Source organism: Providencia sp. LY12, from assembly GCF_057621555.1.
The window spans coordinates 3,700,147-3,720,912 of the sequence record NZ_CM172594.1; the positions used below are offsets into that span (position 1 = coordinate 3,700,147).

Sequence of the window (20,766 nt, forward strand, 5' to 3'; positions counted from 1 at the left end):
AACGATATCGTCACAATAAACTACATGCCTTGATAAATAGGTCCTTCTCCCCCTTGAGGTGCTGTCCACGTAATATTTTGCAGAGGATCTTTAATATCACACGCTTTGCAATGCAGGCAGTTCTGTGCATTTATTTGCAGTTTCTCCTGCATCTGCTCACTCACTATTTCGTATACCCCCGCAGGGCAATATCGCGTTTCCGGTGAAGCATAAGTGGATAAATTCACGCGAATAGGAATTTCATTATCTTTTAAACGTAAGTGACAAGGCTGCTCTTCCGCATGGTTTGTATTGGATAAAAACACCGAGGAAGGTTTATCAAATGACAGCTTGCCATCAGGTTTTGGGTAGTAGATCGGCTGAAATTCACTGGCAGGTCTAAGCCCTTGGTGGTCATCCAGTTTGAGCTTCAGCGTCCAAGGGCTACGCCCCTTAAATAGCCATTGCTCTGCGCCGAACATCAATGACCCCATCACTAACCCTTTTTTCATATAGGGCTTGAAATTACGGGTCTGATAAAGCTCGTTATACAACCAGCTTTGTTCGAATTTTTGCTGAAATTGGCTGGTAAATTCCGCGTAATCGACGACATCCTCGGCGAACGATTCAAATAAAGCCTCCGCCGCTAACATGCCGCTTTTCACCGCGCAATGACTACCTTTAATGCGCGCAGCATTTAAAAAGCCTGCATCATCTCCAATTAAGGCACCGCCGGGGAAGCTTAACTCTGGTAATGCGGGTAACCCCCCAGCCACCATAGTACGCGCCCCATAACTCACCCGCTCACCCCCTTGCAAAAAAGCACTGAAGGCAGGATGAGTTTTCAAACGCTGGAATTCATCAAATGGGGATAAATAGGGATTTTCATAATTTAGCCCCACCACCAGCCCTACAGCGACCAAGTTTTCCCCATAGTGGTAAGCGAACCCGCCCCCATAGGTTTGGTTATCCAGCGGCCAGCCGATTGAATGCACCACTAGCCCCGCTTGATGCTGCTCTTTGGGAATTTGCCAAATTTCTTTGAGGCCCAGTCCATAAGTCTGTTTACCGCGGTTTGCCGCTAAATCGAAGTGGGCAATTAACTGTTTCCCCAGCTGCCCTCGGCATCCTTCCGCAAAAAAAGTCATTTTGGCTAACAGGTTCATACCCGCTTGATACATGGCCGTCGGATTGCCCTGTTTGTCTAGCCCCATATCGCCCGTGGTGACGCCAATAACCTGCTCCGCATCATCAAAAAGGATTTCGGTAGCCGCAAACCCTGGGAAAATATCAACACCAAGTTGCTCCGCTTCTACTGCAAGTGCTGCGCTGACTTGCCCAAGGCTGCCAATCACATTACCGTGGTTTTTCAGGCAAGTAGGTAACAAAGATAATGGCAACTTGCTGGTTTTATTTTCTTTGAGCCATAAAAAACGATCTTCACTGACGGCAGTAAGTGAGGCCGAAACGGTTTGCTGCCAGTCGGGTAATAACTCATTCAGTCCACGGGGATCGATCACTGCACCCGATAAAATATGCGCCCCGACTTCGGCGCCTTTATCAATTAAGCAAACGCTGAGCTCCCGGTCTGTTTGTAACGAGAGTTGTTTAATGCGAATTGCCGCCGATAATCCTGCGGGCCCACCACCGACAATCAGGACATCAAACTCCATGGATTCTCGCGCACAAGACGCCGAAACATTCGCACTATTGTCGATAGTCATTTTGCTCTCTCCTACGCCAGCGCTTTATCGAATTCAGGTAAGATCTCAAACAGATCCCCCACAATGCCGTAGTCAGCCACTTGGAAAATAGGTGCTTCAGGATCGCTGTTAATTGCGACGATCACTTTGCTCTCTTTCATCCCCGCAATATGCTGAATGGCACCGGAGATCCCAACCGCAATATACAGATCTGGCGCGACGATCTTGCCTGTTTGTCCTACTTGGTAATCATTTGGCACATACCCTGCATCCACTGCCGCGCGAGATGCCCCCACCGCAGCCCCTAATTTGTCGGCGATGGTTTCCAGTAAGGCAAAATTATCACCGGAACTTAAACCACGCCCTCCCGAAATCACCACTTTGGCAGAACTTAATTCCGCACGGCTCATCTGAGTTAATGACTGGCTAGTCAGCTCCGAAAGTTGAGTTAACTGCGTAACAGAAACGGGTTCTATCACCACCGGTGATTGGGTTGCAGTCGCCCCTGAAAATGCTGAGCTACGTACGGTGATCACCACTTGATTACCATTGTTTTGCACCGTTGCCAGCGCATTTCCGGCATAAATTGGGCGGACAAATGTTTGTGCATCCACCACTTGGGTAATATCGGAAATCTGAGAAACACCCAGCGTAGCGGCAACGCGAGGGGCAATATTTTTACCAAATGTGGTCGCTGGGAAGATAATGTGGCTATAGCCCTGCGCCACGGCAACCACCGCGCTCGTCATGGATTCCGCCAGCGCATTTTTGAGCGGTTCGGCATCGACGGTGATGACCTTTTCGACCCCGAGAATAGATGCCACGGATTGTGCCACCGCAGCCACTTGGCTTCCCGCCACCAGCACATGCAGGCTTCCGCCCTGTGCAATGATTTCGCGTGCCGCCGTTATGCTGTTATAGGTTGAAGATTTAATGGTTTGGTTATCGTGCTCAACAACGACTAAAACGGATAATTGGCTCATGTTCAGGCTCCCTGTTAAATCACTTCTTTAGCTTGCAGTTCAGCCACTAACGTGGTGGCATCATTCAACATGGTGCACTGCCCAGAACGCTTTTTCGGCTCAGTCACGTTGACGATTTTTACTTGCCCTAATGGGCTAAAATTCAGTGTAGAAATATCGATGATGTCTAATGGTTTTTTCTTTGCCTTCATGATGTTAGGTAATGTGGCATAGCGAGGCTCATTTAAGCGCAAGTCTGTGGTCACAATCGCAGGCAATCCCATAGATAAGGTTTCTAAGCCACCATCGATTTCGCGAGTGACTTGCAGCTTCTCCCCCTCGACTATAATGTGCGAAGCAAAGGTGGCTTGCGCACAACCCAATAGTGCCGCAAGCATCTGCCCAGTTTGGTTGCAATCATCATCAATGGCTTGCTTGCCGAGTAAAATTAAATCCGGTTGCTCCTGACTCACCACCTGCTGTAAAAGGCGGGCAATATCCAGCGGCTCTAGTGCCATCTCGGTGGGTTTTTGAATCAAAATGGCTCGGTCAGCCCCAATTGCCATCGCACTACGCAGCGTATCTTGCGCCGTGGCTTCACCGATGGAGACCGCCACCACTTCAGTGACTTTGCCTGCTTCTTTTAAACGTACCGCCTCTTCTACCGCAATCTCATCAAAGGGGTTCATCGCCATTTTGACATTCGTCAGCTCCACTCCCGAGCCATCGGCTTTAACCCGCACTTTAACGTTATGGTCAATCACCCGTTTTACTGCGACTAAAATTTTCATAACTACTCCTATCGCGTACTTTGTTACGGCTATTTTTGAGTTGAGGGAGCCCATAGCAGTGAATATTTTCACTGCTAGGACGCCATCACTGACTATTTTTATCGTTGGAAAATTAATATGTTACCTAAGAAATAAACCTTATTTGGTTTCTGGCAATATCAGGCTTGGCGCCACTGACATTGGCCAAATTTTTACCGCGACATAGTAGATGATACTGGTGGCAACTAAACCGACGATCCACGAAATATCCACGCCGCCCAAGCTATCAACCAGAGGTCCGGTGTAGAAACCGGTGGCAATAAATGGCATTTGGATCAATACGCCAACCACATAGGTAATGATCCCTACTTTGTTCCAGCGACCATAACGGCCATTCGGATTGGATAATTGCGGGACATCGTAGCGACCTTTCGTCACCCAGTAGTAATCCACTAAGTTAATCGCACTCCATGGTGTAAAGAACGCTAATAAGAACAGCAAGAAAGCTGAGAACAGTTTTAAGAATGAGTGTTGCCCAGCAAGACCTAACGCCGTCGAAAAGCTCACCATGAGGATAATAAAGAACAGACGCTGCCCACGGGAAATCTGGTGTTTACCACGGAAACCACACCAAATCGCCGCCATCGACATAAAACTACCGTAAGCATTCAGCGCGGTGATCGTCACTTTGCCAAAGAAAATGCTGATATACAGCAGTGCTGCAATTAAGCCCGTGCTGCCTAAGCCAACAATGTAGGAAACTTCATGACCTGCAAATTGATTGCCAGCAAGCGCTGCCGCAAACACCCCTAGGATCATCGAGGCTTGAGTCCCAATCACTGTCCCTGAACCTACGGCTAAAAATGCTTTGATGTTTGGAGTTTTGGTCGGTAAATAACGGGAGTAATCCGCCACATAAGGACCAAATGCAATCTGCCAAGAAGCCGACAGCGACATAGCTAATAGGAAATTCGTCCAGCTGAAATGACGATTCTCTAATAACACCGAAACATCATTCATATAGAACAGACGGAAGAATAGATAGAAGAAGGCGATAACGCCAACGACACTCGCCACTTTACCGAGAATATGGATGATGCGGTAACCGCAGATAGTGATACCGATGATCACAATCCCGAAAATCACGATCCCCATCCAATCACTGACATTCAGTAATTGTCCCACCGCCTGCCCCGCCAATACTGTTCCACTGGCAGAGAACCCGACGTACATCATACAAACCAGTAAAATTGGGATGACTGCACCATAAACCCCAAACTGCACGCGGCTGGAGATCATTTGAGGCAGACCCAGCTTCGGACCTTGTACAGCATGGAGCGCCATCACTGCGCCCCCCAATAATTGACCGATAAACAAGCCAATCAACGACCAAAATACATCGCCCCCCAGTACAACCGCTAGCGCACCAGTGACGATTGCAGTGATTTGTAAGTTAGCCCCAAACCACAGCGTGAATTGGCTCGACAACGTCCCGTGTCGTTCAGATTCAGGAATATAGTCAATGGAACGTGCTTCGATAAGCGGAACATTATCTTGGCGAGACTGCTTTTGCCCGATGATATCGTTGGAAACTGTCATGGTAATTCCTCTTTAAGCAAGGCTGGCTTAAAGAATGAGCCAATTAGTCGTCAGCAATGAATTCTCTATGTTGTGAGCACAGACATTTGACGTGATGCAGGTATGTTATTGTTTTATCTACCCGTCATTAATAATTGAAATACATTCTTAAACCTGATTGTTGTTGTGTTTTTAAGTCCATGATCCTGTTGTCAGGGTAGTGCTCCTGTTATTGCTTAGATACTCATAGCTGGAAAAACCCCGATAAGTCCTGTCTTACCTATCGGGTCGAACTCATCAAAATTAAGCGTCGAGAACGGCGCGCGAAATAATAATTTTTTGAATTTCTGATGTCCCTTCAAAGATACGCAAAATACGGGCATCTCGTACATAGCGCTCTAGGGGTAGATCGCGAATATAACCATACCCCCCATGCAATTGCAGCGCGGCATCAGTCACAAAACCTGCGCATTCCGCCGCAAACAATTTTGCAGTGGCTGATTGCAAACTAAAACGCTGCCCAGAATCGCGCAGCTCAGCCGCGTTCCATGTCAGCATACGCGCGGCTTCCAGCTGCGTGTGCATATCAGCAAGTTTCCATTGCGTTCCTTGATAAGCCGCCAGCGGCTTCTTGCCAATTTGACGCTCTTTCACCCAGCCTAATGTGCTTTCCATGGCTGCACGAGCGATCCCCAATGACGTTGCCGCCACTTCCACACGACCTTTATCCAGCACTTCCATCGCCGTATGGAACCCTTTGCCCTCTTCTCCCAGTAATGCCGATTCAGGTAACCAGCAGTTGAGTGCTAATTCATAGATAGTGCTACCACGCAACCCCATGGTTTTTTCTGGGTGAGAAAATGCCACACCTTCTGTTCCTTTCGGGATCATAAACGCGCTAATGCCACGAGCGCCTGCTTCAACATCTGTTTTGGCGTACAGCACAATAAAATCCGCTTCTTTGGCATTGGTAATATAGTGTTTGTTACCGCGAATGCGCCAACCGCCATTTTCACGGGTTGCTGTCGTGCGCATATCCGCGGGGTTTGAACCTGCGGCGGGCTCTGTTAATCCAAATGCGCCGAGTAATTCACCGCTTGCGGCTTTAGGTAACCAATAATTTTTTTGCTCTTCTGTTCCGCCAATCAGGATAGAATCAGTCGCTAAGAAATGAGCGGTCAATGAGGATGATGTCGAGGCGCAGGCAGCCGCCACTGCTTCAACAATCATGCTCATGGCAATACTGCCAATGCCAAAACCACCATATTGCTCTGGTAAGTTGATTCCCCAGCAGCCCATTTCACCCAGTGCGGTTAAGCTTTCCGCACAGAAAATTTCTTCTTCGTCATAACGTTGAGCGTTCGCTTGCAGGATATCGCGACACACTTTTTCAACGGCCTCTACAATGGCGTATTCGGTTTCATTAATATCAAAACTCATTGCATCGTCTCCGCGCTTTTTATTGTTGTGGTTATGGTAGTAGCTGCCGATTTATAGCATTCATTGCCTTCCCCAAGAACAGGCGCTCTTTGGGTGACTTTCGGTTTCACGCCATTAAAGAAGACAGGCTGGGAAATCAGAGGGGTACCACCATCATTTAAGTGGGTTAGTACCTGACGAACTTCGGCATGCTCGCTTTGCGTTGCTTGTTGTAAGTTGTGAATCGGTGAAGCTGGAACCCCAGCATTCAGCAGTAAGTCACACACTTCCTCAACACGCTTTGTTCCTGTCCAACTTTCAATTTCTTGGCGTAGCGCCGCTTGGTTGATCGTACGAACTGGGTCGCTCAAGTAACGCGCATCTTGGGATAGCTCCGGTTTCCCCATACATTCACAGAAACGTTGGAACAGTTTTTCACTGGCAATCGCAATCACCACCAAGCCATCTTTTGCTTGGTAGGTATCAAATGGCGTTGAAACAGGGTGACGATTACCCACTAAACTTGGTGCTTTACCATTGGCAAATAAATTAGATAGTCCAGTAAGCTGCATACTGAGCAGCACATCCACCATGGCAACATCCAAATATTGCGCGCCTTCACCATGACGTTCGCGAGCAAACAGTGCGCTGCTAATCGCCCATGAGGCAAATACGCCCGCACAGACATCCCCGATGGATTCACCGCTGCGCGTAGGACCCGACTCAGGGGAACCTGTCACGCTCATCAACCCAGACATAGCCTGTGCCACAATGTCATAAGCTGGGTAGCTCGCAAGGGGGCTGTTTTGCCCAAATCCTGAAATGCTGGCGTAGATAATATTGGGATTAAGCTGTTTAACGCTGTCGAAATCGATCCCAAGACGCTTGGTGACACCGGGGCGGAAGTTCTCCACCACCACATCACTCTCTTTGATCAATTGAAATAAAATCTGACGATCGCCATCGTCTTTAAGATCTAACTCAATGCTGCGTTTTCCGCGATTGATCAGCCCGTAATAAACACTTTCACCGTCAATAAAAGGACCAAGATGACGGCTATCATCACCATGATCAGGCACTTCGATTTTGATCACTTCTGCGCCCAAGTCTGCCATCATACCCGTGCAGTAAGGCCCTGCGAGCACACGGCTTAAATCAATCACTTTGATCCCAGCCAGCGGTCCGTGTGGTTTTTGAGTCATTGCCGCATTCATCGTGAATTCCTTATGTGAGGCTAAAAGGTGCCGACTCCATAGAGCCGGCATTCGACATTACTTGACCATTGGTAAGTTAAGACCTTGCTGCTTCGCACAGTTAATGGCGATGTCATAACCGGCATCCGCATGGCGCATGACGCCAGTTGCAGGGTCATTGTGCAGCACACGAGCAAGACGTTTGTCTGCGGCATCGGTGCCATCACATACAATCACCACGCCTGCATGTTGCGAGAAGCCCATTCCAACGCCGCCGCCGTGATGCAAGCTCACCCACGTTGCCCCGCCTGCGGTGTTCAGCAGCGCATTGAGTAATGGCCAGTCAGAGACGGCATCAGAACCATCTTTCATGGATTCGGTTTCACGATGTGGGCTAGCAACCGAGCCAGAATCAAGATGGTCACGACCAATCACGATAGGACCTTTTAGCTCCCCATTTTTCACCATCTCGTTAAACGCGCGCCCCAATCTTTCCCTGTCTTTCAGTCCCACCCAGCAAATACGCGCCGGTAAACCTTGGAATGCAATGCGCTCGCGTGCCATATCCAGCCAGTTATGGAGATGTTTATCATCAGGGATCAGCTCTTTGACTTTTTGGTCTGTTTTGTAGATATCCTCTGGGTCACCCGACAGTGCCACCCAACGGAATGGACCAATCCCTTCGCAGAACAGTGGACGAATATACGCAGGCACAAATCCTGGGAAATCAAAGGCATTATTCACACCTTCATCTTTGGCCATCTGGCGAATATTGTTGCCGTAGTCAAACGCTGCCGAGCCACGTTTTTGCATTTGCAGCATGGCATCTACCTGCACTGCCATGCTTTTCTTCGCGGCTTTCGTCACTTCAGCTGGCGCAGTTTGTTGCTTGTCACGCCATTGAGCTAACGTCCAACCTTGTGGCAGATAGCCGTGGACAGGGTCATGAGCGCTGGTTTGATCGGTAACTGAATCTGGCGTGATATTGCGCTTAACTAACTCGCTATACACATCCGCCGCATTACCCAGTAAGCCGACGGAGACGGGTTTGCCGCTCGCTTTGGCTTCTTCGATATAACCCAGCGCTTCATCGAGCGAAGTGGCTTTTTTGTCCACATAACGGGTTCTTAAGCGGAAGTCGATGCGGCTTTCATCACACTCAACCGCAATCATGCTAAAGCCAGCCATGGTGGCCGCTAAAGGTTGTGCTCCACCCATACCGCCTAAGCCGCCAGTTAGGATCCAACGCCCTACTGGGTTGCCGTTAAAATGCTGTTTTGCTAGAGAAACGAAGGTTTCATAGGTACCTTGCACAATCCCTTGTGAACCGATGTAGATCCATGAGCCAGCGGTCATTTGCCCGTACATCATCAAGCCTTTGCGATCTAATTCGTTGAAATGATCCCAATTTGCCCAGTGAGGAACAATGTTTGAGTTAGCAATTAAAACGCGTGGCGCGTCTACATGAGTTGGGAACACTCCGACTGGTTTACCGGATTGCACCAGCAATGTTTGATCGTCTTCGAGGGTTTTTAAGACATCTAAAATCTTGTCGTAACATTCCCAATCACGGGCTGCGCGTCCAATGCCACCATACACCACCAAGCTTTGCGGATGCTCAGCAACATCTGGGTCTAAGTTATTTTGGATCATGCGGTAAACGGCTTCAGTCAGCCAGCTTTTGCAGCTCTTTTGGCTACCGTGCGGGGCACGGATCACGCGCGTTGAATCTGTACGGTTTAACATTCTTTTATCCCCTATCCATCCACTTGGTTTAACGCAAAATTAACAATTTCGGTTATTTATCATTGTTGAGTTAGTGGCTAACAGATCATTCTCACACCGTGGGAATCTTTGAATTTAACATTTAAATCAATTCATTAAATAAAAACAAAGAACGATTAAAAATGATCTTTTTGCCCTGTTTGCTTAGTTTATAATTAAATATATATACATTTAATTCACAAAGTATATACATTGAAATTTGAATTTTTGTCGCAACAGTGGAGAAGGGATGTGGAGAAAAGTTAGACAACAATAAGTAGGATGCTGTTTCTACACAAAAACTTGTATATACATTTGATTTTTTATGTAGAAACAAGCAAATAACAGAAATGAGAGAAGCCTCACATTAAGCTGATAGCCGTTACAGGCGATACACGCGTTTTATACTTAACCTTGTGCATTCATCGCCACCAAATAAAACACCCCATAAATATCTGATATATTTTATGGGGTGCTCAACTCAACAATATTAACGTTTGATAATCTTAAGCTATCCGCCTAAATAGGCGCTGCGTACGGCTTCATTCGCCAATAAGGCTTTTCCGGTATCTTCGAGAACAATATGCCCATTTTCTAACACATATCCACGATCAGCCAATTTCAATGCTTGGTTGGCATTTTGCTCCACCAAGAAGATGGTCATCCCCTCTTCCCGTAGCTGCAAAATGGTGTCAAATATTTGCATGATAATAATCGGTGCCAGCCCCAATGAAGGTTCATCCAATAACAGTAATTCAGGCTGACTCATCAGCGCCCGCCCAATGGCAAGCATCTGCTGCTCACCACCGGACATGGTTCCTGAGCGCTGGTTACGACGTTCATGCAACCTTGGAAATAACGAATAAACCCGTTCAATACGCTCGTGATATTGATGGCGATCCGCAAAAAAACCGCCCATTGCCAGGTTTTCCTCAACCGTCATACGAGAGAATACCCGTCGACCTTCCGGCACTAGCGCAATGTCTTTGCGCATAATTTGTGGTGTCGGTAACTGAGTAATATCCGCTCCGCGATAAAGCACCTGACCTGAGGAGGCGCGAGGGTCGCCACATAACGTACTGAGTAACGTGGTTTTTCCTGCACCATTGGCACCAATCAGCGTGACAATCTCACCTTTTTGAATATTTAAGCTGACATCATGCAGCGCCTGTATTTTCCCATAATGGGTGGAAACTTGTTTAAATTCCAGCATCAGTAAGCTTCTCCCAAGTAGGCTTTGATCACATCAGGATGCTGGCGAATTTCGTTTGGTGTTCCATTCGCCAGAGGTGTTCCTTGGTTCACCACATAAATTCGATCAGAAATGCCCATCACCAATTTCATATCATGCTCTATCAATAAGATAGAGACATTATGATGGGTTCTCAGCTCCGCAATTAGCTCATCCAGATCGTTAGTTTCCTTCGGGTTTAACCCTGCCGCTGGCTCATCCAACATCAAAATTTCAGGTCGCGTCACCATGCAACGGGCAATTTCTAGGCGACGCTGTTGACCATACGCCAGATTCCCCGCTTGGCGGTTAGCAAACTCAGAAAGATTGACCCGCTCTAGCCATTTCACCGCATTATCCACCGCTTCGGCTTCTGCTCGGCGAAATGCTGGCGTTTTCAGTAAGCCTGAGAAAATACCGCTTTTCAGATGTTGGTGCTGAGCCACTAATAAGTTTTCAATCACCGTCATCTCTTTGAATAAGCGAACATGCTGGAATGTACGGATCACCCCAAGGCGAGCAATAGCTTGACCCGGAAGCCCTTCAAGATGCTTATCTCGATAGAGGATCGCCCCGCTCGTTGGCTTATAAAACCCAGTTAAACAGTTAAATATGGTAGTTTTCCCTGCACCATTGGGACCAATCAGTGAAACGATTTCCCCTTGGTTTAACGTCAGTTCCACGTTGTTGACCGCAAGCAAACCACCAAAGCGCATGGTTAGGCCACTGACTTGCAATAACGGTACAGCCGAAGGCTGAATAGGCGTCGTCATGATCCGCCTCCCTGCACATTTTTCAGCTTCATTTGACGGCGCTGCATCGGCAATAAGCCTTGTGGGCGCCAGATCATCATCAGCACCATCAATGCCCCCAGCAGCAACATGCTGTATTCATTCAGATCACGCATCATCTCCCTTGATACTACCAAAATGATCGCGGCTAAAATCACCGACATTTGCGATCCCATCCCACCCAGCACCACGATCGCCAGTACAAAGGCTGATTCAGCAAAAGTGAAGGATTCAGGGCTGATAAACCCTTGTCGTGCAGCAAATAATGCTCCGGCAAACCCTGCAAATGTTGCACTGATCGTAAAGGCGGTTAATTTAATGCGCGTCGGGCTTAAGCCTAATGATCGACACGCAATTTCATCTTCACGTAGCGCTTCCCACGCACGTCCTAATGGCATCCGTAACAAGCGGCTGATCACGATCAAGGTGATCACCACCAGCAACAGCGCCACAAAATAGAGGAAAATGATCCGGTCACCAGGGTTGTAATCTAAGCCGAAGAAGTTATGGAATGTGTCCCAACCATCTTTAGCGGTACGGCTAAATTCTAAGCCAAAGAAAGTTGGTTTTGGCAGTTGGCTGATCCCGTTAGGGCCACCGGTGATCTCCGTATTATTTAATAATAAAATACGTACGATCTCCCCAAACCCAAGGGTGACGATCGCCAAATAGTCACCCCGTAACCTCAGCACAGGGAAACCTAATAAGAACCCAGCTAATGCTGCCGTTAAGCCGGCAATCGGTAAGCTTTCCCAGAAACCAAAATCATAATAGTGATTGAGTAAGCCAAAGGTGTAAGCGCCGATAGCGTAGAAGCCCGCATAGCCGAGTACCAATAATCCTGACAACCCAACTACGACGTTTAAGCCCAGCCCCAGCATCACGTAGATCAGGGTTAATGTGGCAATATCGACGCTGCCGCGAGACACCAAAAATGGCCAGATGATCGCCCCAATAATGATAGCGATCCCAATAATTTTTTGTCTAAGCGAGCCACCGTCAAAATCCGGTAACGCCCACGATTTTTTGGGTACGCCTTGCCACACTTTGCTTAATGCAGGGCGAATTAATTGATACACAAAGATAATGGCGATGCCGACAAAGATCCAATTCCAACGAACGTCTCCCCCTGATTCCACTATCAGCTTAGTCCCATCGAGTCCTAATTTTAGCCCCATCATAAATACGGCTAAAATAAAGAAGGTGACAGAGGCAATAATGGCACTGATCCAATTTTCTTTTCTCATACTTTTTCGACCTCCGGGCGACCCAGAATGCCAGTTGGCATGATCAACAGAACACCAATCAATAAACCAAATGAGACGACATCTTTATATTCCGTACTTAAATACGCCGAGGTCATGGCTTCCGCTACACCAAGGATCAAGCCGCCCAGCATTGCACCTGGAATACTGCCGATTCCACCTAATACGGCTGCGGTGAAAGCTTTCATTCCCGCCATAAAGCCAATATACGGGTTAATTACGCCGTAGAATTGCCCTAGTAATACGCCTGCAACCGCCGCCATCGTTGCGCCGATCACGAAGGTCAAAGAGATCACGCGGTCAGTGTTGATACCCAGCAGACTTGCCATTTTTAAATCTTCCGCACAGGCACGGCAGGCGCGCCCCATACGGGAATAGCGGATAAACAGCGTTAATGCCAGCATCGCAAGGAAGGTCACGATCCAGATAGTCAGCTGCATTTTGGTGACAATGGCGGAGAAGCCATCACTTTCACCTAATACCCACTGCCCAGTAATCAGGCTTGGCAAAGCTAGATCGCGGGATCCTTGAGATAAACTGACGTAGTTTTGTAAGAAGATGGACATCCCGATAGCTGAGATCAGCGCAATCAGGCGCTTAGAGTGACGAACGGGACGGTAAGCAACCCGCTCGATACTCCAACCATAGGAGCTTGATACCACAATTGCCGCCACAAATGCCGCTGCAATGAGGATCCACCCCACATCGATACCGAGCATCATTAAGCCCGCAATGACAATGAACGAAACGTAGCTACCAATCATGTACACTTCACCGTGGGCGAAGTTGATCATCCCGATGATGCCGTACACCATGGTATAGCCGATAGCGATCAGCGCGTAAGTGCTTCCTAACGTTAGGCCATTGAGGAATTGCTGAATAAAATACAGAATTTGGTCTGACATAAGATTATCCTTTCAAACTACTGTCCCTCTATGGAGAGCAGAAGCTGGAAGCCCGTTACCAAGCTCCCAGCTCATCACTGAATATCATTTCTCAATACAGATGAGAGTTACTCTTGTGCAGTAGAGGTTCCGTCTTTGTGCCATTCAAACACACCGAATTCGAAACCTTTCAGGTCACCATTTGGCTTCCAGCTTAATTGCCCCATGACGGTATCCACTGGATTAGCTTTCAGATCTTTCGCCAGCACATCGGGTTCCGTGCTGCCTGTACGCTGCATCGCCGTGGTTAAGCCTTGGATTGCGGCATAAGTTGTCCATACAAATGGTCCTGTTGGATCTTCTTTTTTCTTTTTAATTGCATCGACGATGGATTGGTTAGCTGGAAGTTGGTCATAACGTTTCGGTAATGTCACCAGCATGCCTTCAGAGGCGTCGCCTGCAATATTCGACAGGGAGGAGTTACCCACACCTTCAGGTCCCATAAAGCGAATGTTCAAACCCGATTGTTTCGCTTGGCGTAAAATTTGCCCCATTTCTGGATAATAGCCGCCGAAATAGACAAAATCGACGTTCTCTTTTTTCAGCTTAGCGACCAGTGCAGAGAAATCTTTATCACCCGCAGTGACCCCTTCAAACATCACTTCTTTCACGCCCGCTTTGTTCAAGCTTTCACGTACTGAGCGAGCCAAACCTTCACCGTATTGCTGTTTATCATGTACCACTGCAATACGCTTAGGTTTGATTTTTTCGATAATGTATTTCGCTGCGGTTGGACCTTGGTCAGAATCCAAACCTGTTGTACGCATGATCAACTGGTAGCCACGTGTGGTTAAATCCGCATTGGTCGCCGCAGGGGTAATCATTAGAACGCCTTCGTCTTCATAAATATCTGAAGCGGGCTGAGTGGAGGAGGAGCAGAGGTGACCAATAACATGTTTAATGCCATCGTTAATTACTTTGTTGGCGACCGCAACCGCTTGTTTTGGATCGCAAGCATCGTCGTATTCAACGGCAACCAATGTATCGCCGTTAATTCCACCCTTCGCATTAATATCCGCAATAGCTTGGCGAGCTCCCGTAAATTCCATATCTCCATACTGAGCAACGGGACCTGACATAGCGCCGACGACTGCAATTTTAATCTCTTTCGCCCATCCTGCTGGGCTTAATGCCATTGCGATACAACCCGCTAATAATGCTTTATTAATATTCTTCATTCGTGCGTCCCCGCCATCAATATTGTGTATGATTGTGAGTGTTTGTGATTGATTTATAATCAATTATTATAGGTGACAGGTTCAATGCCTGATATTTCAAAACATAGCCAATAAGGCCATATATTTCAGACCATTAAACAAGAGAATTATGCTAAATAGCAAATGAATGAGGCAGCTATTTACATCAATTGCAGAATAAAAAGCTAATGATAAAACGTGTATTTTTTGTAAATGCTAGTGTTATATTCCGGTTAAATTTGGCTTAATCCGAGGGAAACTCGGAAAATTCATCAATACCAAATTTTTCTCTTTGAAATTAAAAAATCGGTTACAGATCACTCTGCTGTTAGAATAGCGTGCAACATGCACCATGAAATGGATCAAAACAACATGAGACTTACCATCATCCCTCTGGTCAATCCTACTGAGCAACAATACATCGACTTATCGAAAATCTGGCTAGACCAGAGTCGAACTCAACTCGAACAAAATCTTGAGTCTGGTGTACGTTTTTATGGAGCGCGTTTTAATGAGCGATTATTAGCAGCGGCTAAAGTGGTTATTTATCAACAACAAGGTACGATCTGTGATTTTAATGTCCGTGAAATCACTCGCCGTCGCGGCGTTGGGTTATATCTTTTACAGGAAATTTTCCGTCAACAACCTGAAATCCGCCATTGGATCTTTGACTTGCAGGGCGTGGAACCGCAAAACAAAATCGCTTTGGAGAAATTTCTTGTTGCTTGTGGTTTTCAACCCGCCGAAGAAACTCATCATTGGCAGCTAAATATTGAGCCATTAGTATGAAACTTAATAAAATTCATCACGTTGCTATTATTTGCTCAGATTTTGCTAAGAGTAAGCATTTTTACTGTCAGATCCTTGGATTACAGCTTCTCGCAGAATATTACCGTCCAGAGAATGACTCATGGAAAGCAGATTTAGCTTTTGGAGAGCATTATCAGATTGAACTATTTAGTTTCGCCAATCCGCCCAAAAGACTCAGTTACCCTGAAGCGACTGGATTGCGTCATTTAGCGTTTGAAGTGGATAATATTGAGGAATGGATTGCCTATTTGGCACAAAATCAGGTGGTATGTGAAGGGGTAAGAATCGATCCGTACACTCAGAAGCGTTTTACCTTCTTTGCGGATCCGGATGGGCTACCTTTAGAGCTCTATTCTCACTAACGGAAATTATCAAAAACAGTTAATGAATCAGTTATCTGCATTTAAATTCTGGGCTAATAAAGCAGAAATAAATGCAGATAACGTTGATGAACGAGAAAGATTACATCTCGTCGTCTTCATCTTCCATAGCAAGACGCAGCTTTTTCATGGCATTCTTTTCAAGCTGACGAACACGCTCAGCAGAAACACCGTATTTATCGGCAAGCTCTTGCAGCGTCGTTTTGTTGTCATCATCCAACCAACGAGCGCGAATGATATCTTGGCTGCGCTCATCTAATGAGGCTAACGCATCAGCTAAACGGTCAGTTGCATGACTTTCCCAGTTATCATCTTCAATGGTATTGGCAAAATCAGAAGACTTATCTTGAAGAAAAAGCACGGGCGCAACAGGACCACCGAAATCACCGCTATCATCGTCGTCAGACATATCAAATGCCATGTCTTGCGCCGCCATACGGGATTCCATTTCCAGCACATCTTTGGTGCTCACGCCTAGCTCTTGCGCAACCATATCCACCTCTTCTTGATTAAACCAACCAAGGCGTTTTTTATTCTTTCTTAAGTTAAAGAATAACTTACGCTGGGATTTTGTTGTTGCGACTTTAACGATACGCCAGTTACGTAAAACGTATTCATGAATTTCCGCTTTGATCCAATGCACTGCGAAAGACACCAGACGCACACCCACCTCAGGATTAAAACGACGCACAGCCTTCATCAGGCCGATATTGCCCTCCTGAATTAAGTCAGCTTGTGGTAAACCATAGCCTGCATAGCTACGCGCGATGTGAATAACAAAGCGCAAATGGGATAAAATCAGTTGCTTAGCAGCTTCGAGGTCACCATCGTAATGCAGCCTTTCTGCCAGTTCCTTTTCTTCCTCTGCGGTCAGCATCGGGTAAGCATTGGCAGCTCGCATGTAAGCTTCAATACTTCCTTGTGGAACAAGCGCTAATGATTGCATGTCTTTGGTCATTAAGATCCTCTATGAATTGTACTGAAATGGGAGAGATTCGATACAGACAAACCGTAGTCTATCAGCTTAGCCGCGTTAAATAAATTATATACAAGAATAGTTAACCGCAGGTCAATATCTGACACATAATTAGAAAAGAAGTTCGTAGAAATTTATTTTTCCCATCGGGACCAATAAGTTAGCACCGATGGGAACAATTAAATTATTCAGGTCTGAAATGGCGTAAATGTTGTAATGTTGCCAGCCATGCTGCTACCCAGCCCACAATTGCAGACATTAGAATAATCAACAGAGCCTCTTCCCACAACAGCCCTTCAATGTGGAATTGCGTACCAAATACGCTTGCTACTTGCGCCACTAAATCGGACAACTGCCACACAAGTAAGAATGTCATAATGAGGGCGATCACCGCACCCAGTGCGCCTAACACAACCCCGCCATTTAAGAACGGCCGCATGATAAAGCCATCTGTGGCACCAATCAGCTTCATCACATTGATGGTATCGCGACGGGCAAAGATATTTAACCGCACACTATTACCAATCACTAAGAACAATGAAACTATCATTAAGATGCCAATCACCGATGCCACTTGCCCTACCAACCGTGTTAATGCCGCTAGGCGTGAGAACCAGCTATCATCCATTCGAACTTCTTCAATGCCGTTAACTTGGCTAACACGGTCGCGCAGTGTTGCTAGAGCATTCGAACCTTCAAAATCCAGTTTCGGGGTGATAATTGCCACCGCTGGCAGTGGATTCTCTTCTAGCATATCTAATGCGGTGCTAAAGCCAGACCAGCTACGGAATTCAGATATCGCTTGGTCGCGAGATAAGTAATTCACATGAGCAACACCATCAAGGGCTTCAAGCTGAGTCACCACATTTTGTCCACCTTGCTCATCGAGAGACTTATCCAGATAGACCGTCAACTGAGGCGTCGGGTACCACTGTTCAGCTGCTTGGGAAACGTTCTTCCAAACGATATAACACAGGCTTGGCAACGCTAATGAAATGGCAATGACCATCACAGTTAAAAAGGTTGCCAGCGGTTGACGTAGCATGTCAGCCAGTGCATTTAGCCAAGAGTAGCGCCACTGCTCACGCCAGCCGCCTTTGAGTGCTTTGCTTTTTGATTGCATGGCACGTTCTGGCTTCGCTTTGCGGACATTCTTAGCCATGTTGACCTCCAAGCATCCGACCTTCGCTTAAGGTCAATACACGCAAATTACGGCGTTCAATCAACGCAATATCGTGGGTTGCCATTAATACGGTCACACCCACGCGGTTAAACTCTTCAAATAAACGCATAATGCCTTCAGATAACTCGTTATCAAGGTTACCTGTCGGTTCATCCGCGAGAAGCATCGTTGGCTTATTCACCACTGCACGCGCAATTCCCACACGCTGCTGTTCACCACCAGACAGTTGGATTGGGAAATTTCTCGCTTTATCCAACAAACCGACTTTATCCAATGCAGCGCTCACACGTCGGCGAATATCTTCGCTACTTGCACCAGAAATAATCAGCGGCATCGCCACGTTGTCATAAACTGTGCGGTCAAATAACAGATGGTGATCTTGGAAAATCATGCCGATCTGTCTGCGCAGAAAAGGGATCTCTCTGTCTTTTAGTCGGCTGATATCGTGACCATTAAACAGAATATGACCCGCACTTGGGCGCTCAATACCACAAATCAGTTTAAGTAATGTACTTTTACCTGCGCCTGAGTGACCCGTTAAAAATGCCATTTCCCCAGGGCGTAGATGGAAATCTACCCCTTGGAGTGCTTGGCGGCCACCGCGATAAGCTTTACTCACATGTTCAAAGCGGATCATCGAAAATTATTCCTCTCGGGCAAATAGAGCCTCGATAAAGTCATCGGCTTTAAATGGGCGTAAATCTTCAATACCTTCACCAATCCCGATATAACGGATTGGAATACCGAACTGATCAGCGATTGAGAAGATTACGCCACCTTTTGCTGTACCATCGAGTTTTGTCAGTGTAATACCAGTTAAACCTACGGCGTCATTGAAAATTTTAGCCTGACTAACCGCATTTTGTCCCGTGCTCGCATCGAGGGTCAGCATAATTTCATGAGGGGCTGACTCATCAAGCTTTTTCATCACGCGGACGATTTTCTTCAGTTCTTCCATTAAGTGCGCTTTATTTTGTAAGCGCCCTGCGGTATCGGCGATCAACACATCGACACCTTTTGCTTGAGCGGATTGAATCGCATCAAAAATCACGGAAGCAGGGTCAGCGCCAGTATGCTGAGCAACAACTGAAATATTGTTACGATCGCCCCACACTTGCAGTTGTTCAACTGCCGCTGCACGGAATGTATCACCCGCAGCCAACATTACGGACTTACCTTCTGATTGATACTGACGTGCTAATTTACCAATTGTTGTTGTTTTACCCACACCGTTAACACCAACCATCAGAATAACATAAGGTTTTTTACCTTCGATCTCTAATGGTTTGTCTACCGTGGCTAAAATATCAGACATTTCTTCACGCAGCTTACCGTACAACGCTTCGGCATCTTTTAGCTCTTTACGGGAAGCGTGCTGAGTCAAGTTATCAATGATTTTACGGGTAGTTTCAACACCGACATCCGCAATTAATAACTGCTCTTCTAGCTCTTCAAAAAGATCGTCATCGATTTTTTTGCCCTTGAATAGACCAAGGAAACCCGAACCTAGATTTTGACGTGTTTTTAATAAGCCTTTCTTTAGACGGCTGAAAAAGCCTTCTTTTTTCGGTTTCTCTTGCTCAACTGGCTGAGCTTTAGCTGCTTCTTCCTCTGCTAAACGTGCCGCCTCGGCCTCTTCTTCTGCTATACGAGCAGCTTCTTCTTCCGCTAAGCGAGCCGCTTCCGCCTCTTGACGTTCACGTTCCGCTTTTTCTTCCGCTTCTTTGATAGCGGCGAGTTCAGCTTGGCGTTGACGCTCAGCTTCTTCTTCCGCTAAGCGAGCCGCTTCCGCCTCTTGGCGTTCGCGTTCGGCTTTCTCTTCCGCTTCTTTGATAGCAGCGAGTTCAGCTTGGCGTTGACGCTCTGCTTCTTCTTCCGCTAAGCGAGCCGATTCCGCTTCTTGGCGTTCACGCTCGGCTTTTTCTTCCGCTTCTTTGATAGCAGCGAGTTCAGCTTGGCGTTGACGCTCTGCTTCTTCTTCCGCCAGACGGGTGATTTCCGCATCTTTGCGCTCGCGATCAGCTTGCTCTTGCGCTAAACGAGCGGCTTCCGCTGCTTGGTATTCACGTTCCGCTTTTTCTTCTGCGGCCTTGATAACGGCTAACTCAGCTTGATGCTGGCGTTCAACTTCTTCTTCGGCAGCTTTAATCGCAGCCTGCTCGATTTGACGTTGGCGTTCCGCTGCTTCTTCTGCTTGGCGTAAAGCCTGGGCTTCTAACGCTTCTCTAGCCGCTTTTTCTTCTGCTATACGCTTTTCTTCTGCTACTTGACGCTCTTGCTCTGCATTTTCTGCCGCAATGCGCATCGCCTCTAATTGCGCTTTATGCTGGCGTTCTGCTTCTTCCGCGGCAGCCGTAATCGCATCTTGTTCAGCTTGATATTGGCGCTCAGCTTCATCTTCTGCCGCTTTAATTGCATCAAGTTCTGCTTGATGTTGACGCTCAGCTTCTGCTGTAGCGGCATCCTGTTGCTCTGTATCATGAACAACATCATTTTTCAGTTCGACATCAGGTTGCTGAGTTTCTTCTTCATTCTTACGACCAAATCCCAACCATGAGAAAAAGCCTTTTTTCTTATCTTTAGCCATCAGCCACTACACTCCTCGCGGTAAAAACATGGCGT

18 protein-coding genes are annotated in these 20,766 nt (G+C 46.9%); 2 read left to right on the forward strand and 16 right to left on the reverse strand.

Annotation, left to right across the window (positions count from 1 at the left end):
- Positions 1-20 precede the first annotated feature (20 nt).
- The 12 genes from ACY3ZI_RS17600 to ACY3ZI_RS17655 all read right to left on the reverse strand — a co-directional run bounded on the left by ACY3ZI_RS17600 (position 21) and on the right by ACY3ZI_RS17655 (position 14,777).
- Positions 21-1,703, reverse strand: coding sequence for an electron transfer flavoprotein-ubiquinone oxidoreductase (locus ACY3ZI_RS17600; RefSeq protein WP_487375593.1), 1,683 nt, complete (start codon positions 1,701-1,703; stop codon positions 21-23).
- Between the two features lie 11 nt (positions 1,704-1,714).
- Positions 1,715-2,665, reverse strand: a complete 951-nt coding sequence (locus ACY3ZI_RS17605; RefSeq protein WP_487375594.1) for an electron transfer flavoprotein subunit alpha/FixB family protein — start codon at positions 2,663-2,665, stop codon at positions 1,715-1,717.
- A gap of 14 nt (positions 2,666-2,679) precedes the next feature.
- Positions 2,680-3,435 carry an electron transfer flavoprotein subunit beta/FixA family protein gene (locus ACY3ZI_RS17610; RefSeq protein ID WP_211887335.1) on the reverse strand — a complete coding sequence of 252 codons (756 nt, stop codon included), beginning with the start codon at positions 3,433-3,435 and terminating at the stop codon, positions 2,680-2,682.
- Positions 3,436-3,573: 138 nt separating this feature from the next.
- Positions 3,574-5,013 carry a purine-cytosine permease family protein gene (locus ACY3ZI_RS17615; RefSeq protein ID WP_487375595.1) on the reverse strand — a complete coding sequence of 480 codons (1,440 nt, stop codon included), beginning with the start codon at positions 5,011-5,013 and terminating at the stop codon, positions 3,574-3,576.
- A 282-nt stretch (positions 5,014-5,295) separates the two neighbouring features.
- Positions 5,296-6,432, reverse strand: a complete 1,137-nt coding sequence (locus tag ACY3ZI_RS17620) for an acyl-CoA dehydrogenase family protein (protein ID WP_211887334.1) — start codon at positions 6,430-6,432, stop codon at positions 5,296-5,298.
- Positions 6,429-7,625 carry a CaiB/BaiF CoA transferase family protein gene (locus ACY3ZI_RS17625; RefSeq protein WP_211887332.1) on the reverse strand — a complete coding sequence of 399 codons (1,197 nt, stop codon included), beginning with the start codon at positions 7,623-7,625 and terminating at the stop codon, positions 6,429-6,431. The genes ACY3ZI_RS17620 and ACY3ZI_RS17625 overlap by 4 nt, the downstream gene beginning before the upstream one ends.
- A 57-nt stretch (positions 7,626-7,682) precedes the next feature.
- Positions 7,683-9,350: a urocanate hydratase gene (hutU, locus tag ACY3ZI_RS17630; protein WP_487375596.1), complete on the reverse strand. Its 1,668-nt coding sequence runs from the start codon at positions 9,348-9,350 to the stop codon at positions 7,683-7,685.
- A gap of 529 nt (positions 9,351-9,879) precedes the next feature.
- Positions 9,880-10,581: a high-affinity branched-chain amino acid ABC transporter ATP-binding protein LivF gene (gene livF / locus ACY3ZI_RS17635; protein ID WP_211887328.1), complete on the reverse strand. Its 702-nt coding sequence runs from the start codon at positions 10,579-10,581 to the stop codon at positions 9,880-9,882.
- Positions 10,581-11,372, reverse strand: a complete 792-nt coding sequence (gene livG, locus ACY3ZI_RS17640) for a high-affinity branched-chain amino acid ABC transporter ATP-binding protein LivG (RefSeq protein ID WP_036956021.1) — start codon at positions 11,370-11,372, stop codon at positions 10,581-10,583. The genes livF and livG overlap by 1 nt, the downstream gene beginning before the upstream one ends.
- Positions 11,369-12,637 (reverse strand): high-affinity branched-chain amino acid ABC transporter permease LivM, encoded by a 1,269-nt coding sequence (locus ACY3ZI_RS17645; protein WP_036956019.1) that lies wholly within the window; start codon positions 12,635-12,637, stop codon positions 11,369-11,371. The genes livG and ACY3ZI_RS17645 overlap by 4 nt, the downstream gene beginning before the upstream one ends.
- Entirely contained in the window at positions 12,634-13,560 is a 927-nt protein-coding gene (gene livH, locus ACY3ZI_RS17650) for a high-affinity branched-chain amino acid ABC transporter permease LivH (protein ID WP_036956017.1), read from the reverse strand. Before livH ends, ACY3ZI_RS17645 begins: the two co-directional genes overlap by 4 nt.
- 107 nt (positions 13,561-13,667) lie before the next feature.
- Entirely contained in the window at positions 13,668-14,777 is a 1,110-nt protein-coding gene (locus tag ACY3ZI_RS17655) for a branched-chain amino acid ABC transporter substrate-binding protein (protein ID WP_132496626.1), read from the reverse strand.
- A 390-nt stretch (positions 14,778-15,167) separates the two neighbouring features.
- Here ACY3ZI_RS17655 and panM point away from each other — a divergent pair, with 390 nt between their 5' ends.
- Complete coding sequence (panM, locus tag ACY3ZI_RS17660; RefSeq protein WP_108478508.1) at positions 15,168-15,584, forward strand: aspartate 1-decarboxylase autocleavage activator PanM; 417 nt, start codon at positions 15,168-15,170, stop codon at positions 15,582-15,584.
- On the forward strand, positions 15,581-15,967 hold the full coding sequence (gene gloA2, locus ACY3ZI_RS17665) for an SMU1112c/YaeR family gloxylase I-like metalloprotein (protein ID WP_211887326.1): 387 nt from the start codon (positions 15,581-15,583) through the stop codon (positions 15,965-15,967). Before panM ends, gloA2 begins: the two co-directional genes overlap by 4 nt.
- 100 nt (positions 15,968-16,067) lie before the next feature.
- Here gloA2 and rpoH read toward each other — a convergent pair whose 3' ends face one another.
- From rpoH to ftsY, 4 genes are all read right to left on the reverse strand, one after another.
- Positions 16,068-16,943: an RNA polymerase sigma factor RpoH gene (rpoH, locus tag ACY3ZI_RS17670; protein ID WP_108478418.1), complete on the reverse strand. Its 876-nt coding sequence runs from the start codon at positions 16,941-16,943 to the stop codon at positions 16,068-16,070.
- 202 nt (positions 16,944-17,145) lie between these two features.
- On the reverse strand, positions 17,146-18,123 hold the full coding sequence (ftsX, locus tag ACY3ZI_RS17675) for a permease-like cell division protein FtsX (RefSeq protein WP_132496629.1): 978 nt from the start codon (positions 18,121-18,123) through the stop codon (positions 17,146-17,148).
- The gene (ftsE, locus tag ACY3ZI_RS17680) at positions 18,116-18,781 is read right to left on the reverse strand and encodes a cell division ATP-binding protein FtsE (RefSeq protein WP_036956008.1); all 666 of its coding nucleotides are present in this window, start codon (positions 18,779-18,781) and stop codon (positions 18,116-18,118) included. Before ftsE ends, ftsX begins: the two co-directional genes overlap by 8 nt.
- Before the next feature lie 6 nt (positions 18,782-18,787).
- Positions 18,788-20,731, reverse strand: a complete 1,944-nt coding sequence (ftsY, locus tag ACY3ZI_RS17685; RefSeq protein WP_487375597.1) for a signal recognition particle-docking protein FtsY — start codon at positions 20,729-20,731, stop codon at positions 18,788-18,790.
- Between the last annotated feature and the right edge of the window lie 35 nt (positions 20,732-20,766).

What these genes read in the sequence shown, in the direction of transcription:
- ACY3ZI_RS17600 (WP_487375593.1), bottom strand. Translation starts at nt 1,703, where the DNA reads ATGACTATCGACAATAGTGCGAATGTTTCGGCGTCTTGTGCGCGAGAA.
- ACY3ZI_RS17605 (WP_487375594.1), bottom strand. Translation starts at nt 2,665, where the DNA reads ATGAGCCAATTATCCGTTTTAGTCGTTGTTGAGCACGATAACCAAACC.
- ACY3ZI_RS17610 (WP_211887335.1), bottom strand. Translation starts at nt 3,435, where the DNA reads ATGAAAATTTTAGTCGCAGTAAAACGGGTGATTGACCATAACGTTAAA.
- ACY3ZI_RS17615 (WP_487375595.1), bottom strand. Translation starts at nt 5,013, where the DNA reads ATGACAGTTTCCAACGATATCATCGGGCAAAAGCAGTCTCGCCAAGAT.
- ACY3ZI_RS17620 (WP_211887334.1), bottom strand. Translation starts at nt 6,432, where the DNA reads ATGAGTTTTGATATTAATGAAACCGAATACGCCATTGTAGAGGCCGTT.
- ACY3ZI_RS17625 (WP_211887332.1), bottom strand. Translation starts at nt 7,625, where the DNA reads ATGAATGCGGCAATGACTCAAAAACCACACGGACCGCTGGCTGGGATC.
- hutU (WP_487375596.1), bottom strand. Translation starts at nt 9,350, where the DNA reads ATGTTAAACCGTACAGATTCAACGCGCGTGATCCGTGCCCCGCACGGT.
- livF (WP_211887328.1), bottom strand. Translation starts at nt 10,581, where the DNA reads ATGCTGGAATTTAAACAAGTTTCCACCCATTATGGGAAAATACAGGCG.
- livG (WP_036956021.1), bottom strand. Translation starts at nt 11,372, where the DNA reads ATGACGACGCCTATTCAGCCTTCGGCTGTACCGTTATTGCAAGTCAGT.
- ACY3ZI_RS17645 (WP_036956019.1), bottom strand. Translation starts at nt 12,637, where the DNA reads ATGAGAAAAGAAAATTGGATCAGTGCCATTATTGCCTCTGTCACCTTC.
- livH (WP_036956017.1), bottom strand. Translation starts at nt 13,560, where the DNA reads ATGTCAGACCAAATTCTGTATTTTATTCAGCAATTCCTCAATGGCCTA.
- ACY3ZI_RS17655 (WP_132496626.1), bottom strand. Translation starts at nt 14,777, where the DNA reads ATGAAGAATATTAATAAAGCATTATTAGCGGGTTGTATCGCAATGGCA.
- panM (WP_108478508.1), top strand. Translation starts at nt 15,168, where the DNA reads ATGAGACTTACCATCATCCCTCTGGTCAATCCTACTGAGCAACAATAC.
- gloA2 (WP_211887326.1), top strand. Translation starts at nt 15,581, where the DNA reads ATGAAACTTAATAAAATTCATCACGTTGCTATTATTTGCTCAGATTTT.
- rpoH (WP_108478418.1), bottom strand. Translation starts at nt 16,943, where the DNA reads ATGACCAAAGACATGCAATCATTAGCGCTTGTTCCACAAGGAAGTATT.
- ftsX (WP_132496629.1), bottom strand. Translation starts at nt 18,123, where the DNA reads ATGGCTAAGAATGTCCGCAAAGCGAAGCCAGAACGTGCCATGCAATCA.
- ftsE (WP_036956008.1), bottom strand. Translation starts at nt 18,781, where the DNA reads ATGATCCGCTTTGAACATGTGAGTAAAGCTTATCGCGGTGGCCGCCAA.
- ftsY (WP_487375597.1), bottom strand. Translation starts at nt 20,731, where the DNA reads ATGGCTAAAGATAAGAAAAAAGGCTTTTTCTCATGGTTGGGATTTGGT.